This window comes from Bacillota bacterium (assembly GCA_013178415.1).
In the GTDB taxonomy this organism is placed as follows: domain Bacteria; phylum Bacillota; class SHA-98; order Ch115; family Ch115; genus Ch115.
The window spans coordinates 132081-144787 of record JABLXA010000006.1 but is presented as its reverse complement, the minus strand read 5'-3'; the positions used below and the strand labels follow the sequence as shown (position 1 = coordinate 144787).

The following is a 12707-nucleotide window of genomic DNA, read 5'->3' as shown; positions in this document are numbered from 1 at the left end:
CTACGGTAAGCAGGTCACGACACCTTGGGCTCCCCCTCCAGCCCAAGCTCTGTCACTGGTGGCTAAACAGCTCTGAGGGCAGAAGCAGTGCTATCAGTGTAGTCGGCGGATTTTGATAGAAGAGGGCGGGGTACCTACCCCGCCCGGTATTCCAAGGGGCCATTAATAGTGTTCGATTTGCGGATTACTTATGCCGTATGAAGCATTGCTCTGGCCAAGTTATTCCCTCATGATACGTCCGGGTGTCGGCTCCTCGCCCGGACCGAGGCTGTGGATATCCGACATCTTTTGCTGCGCTTCAAGGAAGATGCTTCCGAGCGGTTTGGCATTAATGTAGAGATCGGCGATAGCGGCAATGTGTATGAGAAGGGGCCTTACATAGTTTTCGAGAGATTGAGCCGCGGCAGCGCGAGCGGGAGTTGGCCTGCATCTATAGGTGCAGAACATTATTCTATAGATGTCAGACCTGGATATATCCAGATCAAAGCAGATACCACTCGGGGATGGTTCTATGGGATGGTGACCCTTTTTCAGCTTGCGATAGCCCATGATGGTAAGGTAGAAATCCCCGGTGTGTTCATTGAGGACTGGCCATACAAGCCTATTAGGGGTGTACATATTTACATGCCTGGAAGGGAACACCTGCCGTATTTCTATCGTCTTTTGGACTTTTTGGGACGATATAAGTACAACACAGTGTTCATCGAAGTTGGGGCAGGTATGCGCTTTGATCGACACCCGGAAATAAATGAAGCATGGAAGGAATTCGCCAGGGAGGCTAACAGTTTTCCTGGCGGTCAGGATGGCCTCCAAGCCTCCCAAGGCTATTGGAAGAATTCCGTCCACGCTGAACTGGGTGATGGGGGATTTCTTGAAAAAAGTGAGGTAAGAGAGCTTCTAGAACGAGCGCGAGAGAATTGCCTTGATGTGATTCCCGAGATTCAGAGCCTCGGGCATGCCTATTGGATGCTTCAGGCTCATAAGGAACTTGCAGAAAGGCAAGAGGATCCTTACCCGGATACCTATTGCCCCTCCAATCCGCTAACCTATGAACTTCTTTTTGACCTCATGGATGAAGTAATAGAGGTATTTGAACCTAAAATTGTGCATATTGGACATGATGAAGTATACTCCCTCGGGCTTTGCCCCAGATGCAAAGGGAAGGCAGGCGCTGAGCTTTTCGCGATGGACGTGAAAAAGATCCACGATTATCTTGCATCAAGGGGTATCAAAACAGCCATGTGGGGAGAAAAGCTCATGAACTTTGTCGGGGGCAATGGGGTTCTATACGGCGGGGTGAAGCGAGTAGTTAGGGATGAAGTGCATGGGAACGAATGGATTATGCCCGAGACCTACCCGGCAATTGATATGCTCCCAAAAGATATCCTTATATTGGATTGGTATTGGTCTTTAACCCCCGAGACGCAGGACTACTTCGAAGCATATGGATTCCAAGAGATCTTTGGCAATTTCTATGGACCAGAGTTCAGGGGCTGGGAATGGCGTGGGGCTAGGGCAAACGTCCTCGGGGCTGAGCTTTCGACTTGGTGTGCCGCTGATGAATTTACGCTCGGTCGCGATGGCAAGATATTCAGCCTGCTCTATTCTACGAATATGCTCTGGAGAGACGATGTAAAGGATACTGATTGGGAAGACATCTCGCGTGAGATCATCCAACTGATGCCAGGGATTCGCAATCAATTATCTGGTCAAGTAAAGAGACCTAGTCACCTACCAATAGAAGACAAGAATGGGGTAGGGTTAGGCGGGGAACCTTCGCTGCCTCTCCCGTGGGGGGAGACATCTGGTCTAAGCTGCCAAGCTGTGATTGAAGGAGGCGCTCGATACGTAATACCCGTAATGGCGCATCTTGAGTCGCTAGTCCTCATCCACACCTGTGACGCCGTGATACCATTTGTCCCAAGCTATAGCAAGCCCGATCTCAGCGACAATGTAATCGGGGAGGTCCTGGTTACGTATGAGGACGGAGCTTATGAAAAGATAGGCTTGGTATATGGAATCAATATCGGTGCATGGAATCTAAGTTGGAAACGGGAACCCGATGAGAAGCTGCCCAATTACAGGATTCCGGACTGGCTAGAGTCGCTGGCATATTTTACGACGCCGGAAAAGCTGGAGGTGGGGTCCGAGAAAGGGGGTGCTAGGGAAGTCACTGTATATGCCTATGAATGGTGGAATCCTCGCCCTGATGTACAGATCCGGGAAATATGCTATTCCGCGCTCCCCGGGGGAACGGTGAAGATTGCACTGCTTCGTGCGATAGGTCGTTTGCGTTAATCTATCAACCTGTATGTATGACAGATGTCGGTGAAGGTGAGGGTGTCGGTGGCTGCTTTTGAATCCGACTGCTATGAGACAGGGGATTTCGTAGGAGGATTTTCTGATATGCAAGGAGGTACGATGGAAAATGCTTTCCAAGAAATTATGGATAGGCTTTCTGTCTACTCTGTTATCAGTTGTCATTGGCGTTTCCCCATCTGTTTTGGCAGCGGGGAAGTATAATGAAGCCCCTATGCTCGCGAATCTGGTAAAACAGGGGAAGCTTCCCCCTGTAGAGAAAAGGCTCCCCGATGATCCGATGATTATTACCCCCGTAGATGAAGTGGGCCAATATGGTGGGACATGGCGCATGGCAGCATTAAGCCCGACAGATACGACACTGCACTTTCGCATAGGATATGAGCCTTTGGTAAGATGGGATAGGGAAGGCAAGAAAGTGATCCCGAACGTTTGCAAGTCTTGGGATGTAGGTAACGGGGGAAGGACTTTCACGTTCCACCTGAGGAAAGGCATGAAATGGTCAGACGGCGAACCTTTTACTGCCGATGACATTGAGTTTTGGTATACGGATGTCCTCTGCAACAAGGAATTGACGCCGGTCTTTCCAGACTGGTTGCAGACGAATGGGAAACCCATGAAATTCGAAAAACTCGACGCATATACTGTCCGCTTCAGCTTTTCTGATCCTTATCCACTATTCCCGGAATATCTCGCAGGTTACCGTGGGGTGGGGCTTTTTGATTACCCACGTCATTATTTGAAGCAATTCCACCCCAAGTATGCTCCGAAAGCTCAACTTGACGCCAAGGTCAAGGCAGCGAAATTCGATAATTGGTTCCAGCTATTTGCTGAGAGAGCCCAATGCTTCACCAACCCGGATGTGCCAACTTTGAGGCCCTGGATCCTTAGATCAAGTCCTACTGCCACCAGATTAATCGCAGAAAGGAATCCTTATTACTGGAAGGTTGATACCAAGGGTAATCAATTGCCTTATATAGACAGGGTAGCATGGGATATAGTGCAAGACATTCAGATGATTGCGATGCGAGCTGTCTCAGGAGAAATTGACATGCAGGGGAGAAACTTGTCGCTTTCAGACTACCCGCTACTCATGGAGAATAGAGACAAAGGAGGCTACGATGTCTATCTTTGGAATGGCGGCGAGGGAGGAAGTGCCATATTCCCGAACCATACTCTACCTGGTGACAATGTATTACTTGACCTAATGAGAGACCCGAAATTCAAGCGAGCGCTTTCTCTGGCCATTAATCGCGATGAGATCAATGAGCTGCACTACCTTGGCCAGGCGACCCCAGTATATACGATGTTCCCTATGGCTTCTGTAGGGAATGACCCTGAGATACGCAAGTTCTATGAGTATAATCCGAAGGAAGCTAATAAGCTTCTTGATGAAATAGGGCTCAGCAAGCGAGACAAAGATGGTTTCAGGCTTCGTCCAGATGGTAAACCGCTGACGTTGACAATTTTAGTGAATTTAGGTTATTCAATTCACATTGATGTAATGCAGACGGTCCAGAAGTATTGGGAAGCTATTGGCATCAGAACAGCCGTGGATGCCATATCGGGTTCGTTATGGTGGCCACGCGTCCAGGCAAATAACTATCAATTCTTAGGATATACAACGGAATTTGGGACAGATTACTTCATCTTTGATTTGGCCGCAATAAGCCTTGTCCCTGGTCTCCATGCGTACATGGGGCCCCTCTGGGCTACATGGTATAGCAGTGGTGGCAAGGAGGGAGAGAAGCTCACGGGGGATGCGCTACGAATCCTAGATGACTACAACAAGATCTTGGTTTGCAATGATTCAAAAGAAAGAGAGAAATTACTTGAGGATATATGCAAACTATGGGCCAAGAATATGTATGTTATTCCAATACTTGGCGGGTATAATGTGCCAGTGGTTGTTAAAAAGAATTTCAAGAATGTCCCACGTAAGGCTAGTTTGGGCTATGGATTCTCTAGCCCAGGCTATTTAAATCCTGAGCAATTCTTTATCAAACAACGGTAGATAAGCATAAATCCCGATAGCCTGGCTGGTTTTGCAGTATGGTGTCTTAGATAATCATCGACATCATGCACAAAACCGGCCAGGTTAAGTTGCTGATTCATTCAACCAAGACCCAGGATCTTTCTTGCAGTATCACCAAAGACTTTCACTTGCAGTTCATGTGGTATATTTAGCCGCCTCATCACTTGCTCATAATCATTCAGGACGTCACGAATTTCAAAGAATGATACATCGCTTCCGAAGACGATCTTCTCCCATGCATATCTTCCTTCGGGGTCCTTATATCTGGTGAATGGGGTCCACCATAACAAGTCACCGATGAATTCCGCAGACTTTGCCTTCAATGTAGAGCCTGACAGATCGAAGTAAAGATTTGGGTTCCACCTGCAGGCCATGGCCGCCTCTTCATACCATGGATTGCCCAAATGTGCCCCGATGATTTGCCATGTGGGGAATGCCCGGGCAATCGTATCAAGATAAATGGGACGCATCATATTGCAATCCACGTACGTTCGGTGACGAGCCGATTCCGACGTGGCGGGACCTTGATAGTCGCCGATACCGGAAGATCGACTTACAATCCCCAGGTGAAAAAGCCCTGGCATCTTCAGTTCTTCAGCTTTTTCGTAAATTGGATACCACTTCTGGTCATTATAATTAGCAGGAGGATTGATGAATTTAAGGCCTGTGAATCCTTGTTCTTTGTATCGTTCTATGGTCGCAGGGCTGTCATTACTCCAATTTATGAGCGCAAATCCGCAGAGCCTATCGGAATACTTCAAGATTTCCTTTCTCAGCAGCTCGTTTCCATTGTCTACCATGGGGGCGATTAAACAGACCTTCTCAATATTTAAGTGGTCGCATTCGGTTAGCAAATTCTCGACGTATTTCGGTGCAACTGTCATATGGTGGTGGCAGTCGATTATTGTATATGGCATGGCACTTGCAGCCCTCCCAATCATTCAAGATTTCGATTCGGTTTCGGGTCTCAAGCACAGGGTAAGTAGGTGAAGAGACTGTTTATCTTCCCCAGCAGTTACCAGTTTGGTCTTGCACTGGGGCCGTTTTCCGGAGTTTCACCGCGCTACATTGCTACAAAGTGGGAGAAATCAACGGTCTCACCGAATATAGGTCAGCCTTTGCGGGCTGCCACGTGGTGAAAAGCTAACGTTGGGACGGACGGAGCATTGCCTGAACCGATTGGATAGACTGGATAGCTCCCGATATAGAACCTTTTCCTATGGAGAGATGGGGCTCAAGGCTTAGGAAACCAGTGTAGCCCGAATTGCGCCACATGGCAATCTGACCAGGATAGTCAAGAATCCCTCTTCCTACAACCGTAAATTCACAAGTTCCTCCTTGGCTACCTTGCTTAGTTATATCCGCTGATCCTGATATATGATCTTCTGATGATGAGGTATCGTCCCGCAGTATAATGTCTTTAAGATGAATATGAGCAACTCGCTCCCGTATATTGTGGAAGCCCTTCATTAAATCCTTCTCGCCAACGTAATATGCATTGCCTGGGTCCCAGAGAGCTGCGATATGCGCGGAAGGAATCTGCGCCAAAAGCTCGCGAATCTGCCCTGATGTCCTGGCATAGCAGGATGGTTCATTCTCAATGCATAGAACTACATCTGCCTCCTCGGCTTTCCGAGCAGCTTCGGAAAGATGCTGGACGATCTGAGGCAAAACATCATTGTAAGGTTTCGTTCCCATGAAGCTGAAGCACCTGATCAACCTGGTGTTGAATAGTCTTGCAATCCAGACCGCCTTTTCTAGAAGCTCTAGGTGGCGTGAAAAGCCGCCCTCCGCTATCATAAAGGGATCTGGGTTAGCTCCATCGGCCACCCCATGGTCTCCTTCTAGTGGCGTTTTAAAGAGTGGAGCGGCGATCGCGCAGACCTCAATCCCGGAGCGTTCAAGCAATCTTCTAAGACTCAGAAGCTTGTCATCAGAAAGATCGAGGACATTATGCCCTTCGATCATTCGAATCTCCAGATAGCGGATCCCTGTTTGGATCATCGCGGACAATACCTCATCAGGGTCTTGGCTGATTTCATCGCCAATTATGGCCAATTGCATATTATAGTCCCACCTCTTTACTAGTTCACAATTTTGGCAGCGCAGGCTATACTTGATCTATACAACAAGTTCTCGTAAGTTCCTGCCATGATCTCGTGCTAGACCCAATCCAGAATCCGGCCAAAGACATTGCGAAACCCGTATGGAAAAGCCTATAGGCTTCAGCCGTGGGAGGATATCAGAATTACAGGTGGAAAACGATGGCATCGCTCGTAGAGGTGATTTTCATGCTCGGGGAATCCTGTAAGGAATCCGGATCGCCTTCAACAGCTACACCTTCTTTAAACCAGCGGGTAATGAGGAGATTTTCAGAGGTATTGCCCGCGATCTTCAAGGTACATATCATAGATCTTCTTGAGGTAGAGTGGCAACCTCATTGTATTCTTGAGTCTCATGCGCATGATCATTGGCAGATATTCTATGTAATTGATGGCGGCACCGAGCTGCGTTTCAATAAAGATCGGGTCTTTTTTCTCAGGCCCAGGGACCTCGTATTAGTAGAGCCGGGGATCTACCACGAATTCAGGCAGGGACCCAGGTTAAGCTGTCATGTCTTTGATGTCAAATTCGATTTCTCCGTCACTGCCGACGTATTCCCGGTTTTGAAGGGAATCAGCGGAACTATCCATGACAAGCAGGGGTTGTCCCGGATCGTTTCTCATGTGTTGGAGGAGATAGCCAATGCTAGGGATGGTTGGAAGGCTGAGGTAATGCTATCTCTCCTCAACCTAGTGATAAGGGTCTTTCGGATTTTGCAAGCTCGTCCTGAGAGCTTGATGTCTGGAAATAGAATACAGACGATAAGCTTCTTTGATCCACGCCTTCAGGAGATCGCATCAAAGGCGAAATGTTATATAGAGCGGCACTACTTTGAGGACCTGGACCGGAAGAAGATCGCAAAGGAGGTTTTCGTAAGTCCAAGTTATCTCTCGCGGATTTTCCAGGTATGCATGGGGTATTCACCCATAGAATACCTCACGCTTATTCGTATTGAGCATGCCAGACATCTTCTGCGGGAAGGCGACCTGTCTATAGGGTCTATAGCCACCCGTGTTGGCTACAAGAGCCCGCAATACTTCACCAGGGTATTCAAGAAGGTCGAGGGCTTATCGCCTGTGGAATACAGGGAAGGTTCGAGGCGTCGCTCTATTCAGGAAACATTACGGGATTCATCCATTTGTTTAACACAATAGTGCAAAAAATTTATCTCACAATAATCCAAAAGAAAATCGCGGAGCGGAGAGAAATTCATCGGAAATCAGTTACCTAACATTGATAGGATAGTCCGCGATAAGGTCGAGAATGACTCCGTCACATTAATGAAAGCCCTGGCCGGGGATATTGATTGGCAATACTACATGGTAGGTAAGATGACAGATTACCCAGTTCTAGTGGAAGGTGAAAAGAAAGGGAATTATCGCGTCATAAGGAACGTCCCCATCGATGGCCTAGCCTGCGTTGCGTTATTTACGTCAGAATGTTCAAGACCCGGTGTTGCGTTCTATCTTCGCCAATAAGAAGTTCAGATGTTGAGTAGCATAGGGGGCAAAAGAAATGTTCCAGTTTGCCTTGGATAAATATATGAGACACCTGGAGGAGGCGGAAAGGCGCAAACAGATAGCGTTCAGCTTCAGGGAGCCTGATAGGGTACCAATAAACATCAGCGAATACGGCAGCTATTGGAGTAGACTCTTCGGTTATAACATACGCGATTACTATACCGATCTTGAAGTCTCGATAGAGGTGCAGATCAAGGGATTTGAATGGAGGCTTGAGAATCACAAGGATGACAGGACTAATTACGTGCTTACCTATGACCTTGGTCCCGTTGCAGAGGGGATATATTTCGAGTGCCCTATTGAGTATCCGGATGATACCTCTCCCCGAATCGTGCACATCCTTAACGATGTAAGTGACATAGATGCCCTTGAGATCCCTGATCCTGAGGATGTACCAAAGGTAAGATGGTACTACGACAGGTTTGAGGAATTCAAAGCCCTGGCCCGTAAAATAGGCGCGAAAGTGCCTGTGCAGGAGCATGCCCGTCTGACCATTCATCCACCCCTCTCCGCAGCCTGTGCCATAATGAATCCTGCTATGGTTTATACCTATCTTTACACGGAACCGGAGGCCATGGATAGGCTTCTTCAGAAGATGTTTACGGCCTTTTGTAAGCTTATAGACTATGCAGACAGGCGTTCCGGGGTTAGGACCACGCATCTGGGGCTTGCGAATGATAATGCATGCTTCATTTCTCCAGAGATGTACCGCAAGATGGTACTTCCTTACGACAGGAAGCTGTACGAGATCTATGGAAAGGAGGGACGCTATCTCCATACAGACGGCCCCTCCGATCACCTCTTTCAGATGATTACACAGGATCTGAAGGTAGACATGATGGACATAGGCGGATTTAGCGATATTGATGTTGCGGTCAGGCATATGAAAGGTAAGACGGTCATCCATGGCGGATTAAACTGTAGGGACCTTTATAATGGGCTTGACGGTGCGGCCAAAGACAAGATTGATCACGCCATTAAGGTTGCTGCCCCCAGGGGAGGCTATGAGTTTGCCATCGGCGGAGAGACATATCCGGGCGTTTCACCAGATACCCTAGTTGATCTTGTTGCTTATGTCAAAGAACGTGGGCGTTATCCTATTGGAAAATAGCTTTATTTGGGGACTGGATTCATATCAACCTACTGGGGCTCACTGTACGGACTTTGGTATAACACTGAAGGAAAGCGCGGTGAGGAGCCCAAGGGAGATGTGCTAAAGGCCATTGCACCTGGCATGGGCATGGATGGCAAAGAGCACCTCCTGGGGTTATGGGAGGGGGCTGCAGAGAACGCTGCAGTATACAAGGGCATCGGTGGCCCGATAGAGACTCGCGACAAGGTACCAAGGGTTGGCTCCCGCAGCCCATAAAATGAGACAAAAGCCCGCAGATGTGATAGATCCAAAAGATGATCAAATGGAGAGCGTTACCTGCAGAATATAAGATGTCTTCAGCACAATTATGCAAATCTATATCACAATAGTCCAAAGGGAAATGTCCCTGAATAGGGAACTTTAGAATTGCTATAGGATTACTTATTAAGTCGAATTAAGGCATCACTGTCGGGGCAAACCAAGGAAGCAATGATCTGATCCATGAAGCCAGTTACCGTAATGCCCAGAGAGGACTATCAGAAAATACGCCAGGGTAACATGATTGGAGAGGATCGCTTATGGCCAAAGTTCTAGTGACAGGTGCGGCAGGGCAGGTCGGCAGTCGCTTGGTTCGTCAATTGCTTGAGAAGAATTATGAAGTGCGAGGTCTTATATTGCCGGAAGACCCTAATCGCAAGCGTATTGACGGGCTTGGCATTGAGGTTGTTGAGGGGAACCTGATGGACGTGGATACAGCCATCAAGGTTGCAGAAGGCGTCGACGCAATAATCCATACTGCCAACCTTGTAGGGCCATTGCCAGGGATGTCGCAGTCGGAGTTCTTTGCTAACAATGTGCAAGCCACCTATAACATTGCCTATGCAGCATCCCGTCATGCTGATAAGTTACAGCGTTTTGTATATACAAGCTCATCAAGTGTCTATCCGAATGACTCCCAGATTTTAGCCACAGCATACAATCCCGTGGATGAGCTTCATCCAACAAGGCCGATAGGCACCTATGCAGCCTCCAAATTAGCTGGAGAGGCGGTCGTCCAGGCTCTCAGCCGTGAGACTGGCATGAGGGTGAGTATGATTCGCCCGTCGGGGATTGTCTCGGGTACAGCGGTTCTTAGCCGGTGGACAGTGGGTTTCGTTTCAACCATTTTAAAGATAGGTCAGCAACACACTAAGAGTGCCCTTTATATGCCAGACGGGACAGAGTTATGGCATGAACTCGAGAGGGCCGCGTCCTCGCCTCAACAACCATGTGCCATAACTGATATGGAAGGCAGGCCATGGATTTATCAGCTTATCCATGCGAGTGACGCGGCGCACGGGCTGATATGTGCTCTTGAAAGCCCTGCCGCTGTGGGGGAGGCCTTTAATGCAGCAGCCCCGCGCCCGATCACGTATCCAGAGGCAGCGGAGATTCTGGCCCGTATAAAGGGTCAGGAGGTGCTCCAATGGCGTGTCCCCGTCAGGTGGGTGTTTGATCTTGATATTAGTAAGGCCAAAAGCTGGATCGGGTACCAGCCTAAGTGGGATATCGCTAGGATGATCCAGACAGCGGCCGACATAGAGGAGGGGCGGGCCGACGCTGCTGTAGTTGACCTATAGTAAAGGTTGGGTGGGCATTTCCTGATAGCGAGAGGGGCGAGGGCCATGGAATACAGTAATATCAAGGAACTCTCTGAAGATTTTATCAGGCGTACTATCGAGGATACACAGAGTCTTCAGCGTCGTGAGACTGAAGATTACCTTAGGGAGCTTTGTATAGCGGGTTATCCCGAAAGACAAAGGAGCCTGTGGTTAAGGGATTATACATCTCTTGAGCGATTCCTTACTTCAGTAGAACCGAACCGGAAGCGATGGCAGGAAGCTCTAGGCGAATTCCGTCCGGAGGGTGACTTTGAAGTTAAGGATGAGCCTTTTCTGGAAGACGATAAGGTAATTGCCCGCTGGGTTTCCATAAGATTTAGCGGTAGTCTTCGATGTAGGGCCGTTTTGGCCCTGCCCAAGGGGGGTAAGGCTCCTTTCCCGCTAGTTATCTCGCAGCATGGGATACTATCCTCTCCGGAGAATGTGTTTGGTTTCCTCGAAACCGCCTATCACGGCTTCGGTTATAGATTGGCTAGGGATGGTTATGCAGTTTTGGCACCTTTGAATATATCTGGGATCAAGCCCAGAGCTAGGTATACTAGGATGGCTCTTTTGCTGGGTAAGACCTTGTTTGGTCTCGAGGTCTCAAAGCTGAGGCGGCTTATTGACTATGTATCCAATTTGCCAGAGGTGGATCAACAGCGTATAGGGATGTGGGGGATAAGTCTCGGAGGGGCTTATACGCTACTTACACTTCCTCTCGAGGCGAGGATTAAGGTGGGGATAATCTGCGCCTTCTTCAACCATCGCCTAACGAAGATGATTATTGATGATCCAAGGTATAGCTGTTTCCTTTCAACCGAAGAGGAACACGCCTTCATCCCAGGCTGGCTCCGGGAATTTAGTGATAGTGATCTTGTTTCTCTTATCTGCCCCAGGCCCTTGCTTATCCAGACGGGCAAAGCCGATGGGGTTTCGTGGTGGCCATTTGTGCTGGAGGAATTTAAGGAAGCCAAGGGCCATTACGAGAGATTAGGACTATCGGAAAGGATCCTGATAGACCTCCATGAGGGTGGCCATGAGATCAGGTATGATACCGGACTTGCTTTTCTGAGGAAGTGGCTTTAATGGAGTGTAGCCATATCGATGCTACTGCTATAGATTGCCAAGTCCAGAGTTGAAAGGTAACCCAGCTGTGTCATCACTCGGTTGCCGGGCGCGCCGCGCAAGATCAGCTCATATTTTGATTTGAGCTTGGTCATCTATAGATGCATAGATGGTGGGACCCTAACTTATCATGGAAGTCTATACCTACGGGACCGGAGGGGGTGGGAAATGCTCTCCTATTTATTCCATTAGATACCGGGACTTAGATGGGCAAAGTTTCTATTAGAATAACCTAAAGTTCGGGTGAGGAGGAAGATATATACCATGAGGCCAAAATTCACTAGACTTCTCTTTTGTCTTTTATCCATGTTGTTTATACTTTCTCTTTGGGGAGTAGGGGCTTCAGCTAAGGTGACTGTGACCATGTGGGCGTTTCCGATCTTTCAGGACGACATGGCCGAGTTCTTTGGTCCCATAATCCAAAAATTTGAAAAAGAAAACCCTGATATTGCCGTGAAAATTGAGTTCTTCCCCTGGGAAGCTAGAGCAGAGCGGATGATGACTGCCATAGCTTCTAAATCTGCTCCGGATGTGGCGTACCTGAACGAGGACATCTTCCCGACATATGCAGACATAGGCGCTCTTGTACCATTAGATAAATACATGACTCAGGAGGATCTTAAGGATTTCAAAGCTCTGGGTGCTCTAAAATGGAAAGGGGAACTCTATGTTCTTCCCATACTTCAAAATATCCATATCCCTACCTACAATAAGGCCCACATCGCTAAAGCAGGGGCAGATGCAAAGAATCTACCTACCTGGTTCTCCAGCGTTACTTTGTGGAGGGCATCGCCCTAACCGGGCTTAAGCTGTAAATTTGCTTATTTGGGGGAGCAGCCGGTCAAAATGGGTTCTACGGTTACACTCAC

Annotated in this window: 10 protein-coding genes; 8 read left to right on the top strand and 2 right to left on the bottom strand. The window is 48.3% G+C overall.

Annotated features, from left to right (window positions below; all coding sequences use genetic code 11):
- The first annotated feature begins 270 nt into the window (after positions 1-270).
- Together HPY52_07290 and HPY52_07285 are read left to right on the top strand one after the other, a co-directional pair.
- The gene (locus HPY52_07290; protein NPV80070.1) at positions 271-2298 is read left to right on the top strand and encodes a family 20 glycosylhydrolase; all 2028 of its coding nucleotides are present in this window, start codon (positions 271-273) and stop codon (positions 2296-2298) included.
- Positions 2299-2428: 130 nt separating this feature from the next.
- Complete coding sequence (locus tag HPY52_07285; protein NPV80069.1) at positions 2429-4333, top strand: ABC transporter substrate-binding protein; 1905 nt, start codon at positions 2429-2431, stop codon at positions 4331-4333.
- 101 nt (positions 4334-4434) lie between these two features.
- Here HPY52_07285 and HPY52_07280 read toward each other — a convergent pair whose 3' ends face one another.
- Both HPY52_07280 and HPY52_07275 read right to left on the bottom strand, forming a co-directional pair.
- Positions 4435-5271: an amidohydrolase family protein gene (locus HPY52_07280; protein NPV80068.1), complete on the bottom strand. Its 837-nt coding sequence runs from the start codon at positions 5269-5271 to the stop codon at positions 4435-4437.
- Positions 5272-5497: 226 nt separating this feature from the next.
- A complete protein-coding gene (locus HPY52_07275) occupies positions 5498-6418 on the bottom strand; it encodes a sugar phosphate isomerase/epimerase (GenBank protein NPV80067.1) in 921 nt (306 codons plus the stop codon).
- A gap of 200 nt (positions 6419-6618) precedes the next feature.
- On the opposite strand from HPY52_07275, the gene HPY52_07270 reads away from it, so the two are divergent.
- The 6 genes from HPY52_07270 to HPY52_07245 all read left to right on the top strand — a co-directional run bounded on the left by HPY52_07270 (position 6619) and on the right by HPY52_07245 (position 12636).
- Positions 6619-7611 carry a helix-turn-helix transcriptional regulator gene (locus HPY52_07270; protein ID NPV80066.1) on the top strand — a complete coding sequence of 331 codons (993 nt, stop codon included), beginning with the start codon at positions 6619-6621 and terminating at the stop codon, positions 7609-7611.
- Positions 7612-7972: 361 nt separating this feature from the next.
- Positions 7973-9088 (top strand): hypothetical protein, encoded by a 1116-nt coding sequence (locus HPY52_07265; protein ID NPV80065.1) that lies wholly within the window; start codon positions 7973-7975, stop codon positions 9086-9088.
- 99 nt (positions 9089-9187) lie between these two features.
- A complete protein-coding gene (locus HPY52_07260) occupies positions 9188-9346 on the top strand; it encodes a hypothetical protein (protein ID NPV80064.1) in 159 nt (52 codons plus the stop codon).
- Between the two features lie 302 nt (positions 9347-9648).
- On the top strand, positions 9649-10689 hold the full coding sequence (locus HPY52_07255; protein ID NPV80063.1) for an NAD(P)-dependent oxidoreductase: 1041 nt from the start codon (positions 9649-9651) through the stop codon (positions 10687-10689).
- A gap of 45 nt (positions 10690-10734) precedes the next feature.
- Positions 10735-11799 carry a hypothetical protein gene (locus tag HPY52_07250; GenBank protein ID NPV80062.1) on the top strand — a complete coding sequence of 355 codons (1065 nt, stop codon included), beginning with the start codon at positions 10735-10737 and terminating at the stop codon, positions 11797-11799.
- 282 nt (positions 11800-12081) lie between these two features.
- Positions 12082-12636, top strand: a complete 555-nt coding sequence (locus tag HPY52_07245) for an extracellular solute-binding protein (protein NPV80061.1) — start codon at positions 12082-12084, stop codon at positions 12634-12636.
- The last annotated feature ends 71 nt before the right edge of the window (positions 12637-12707 follow it).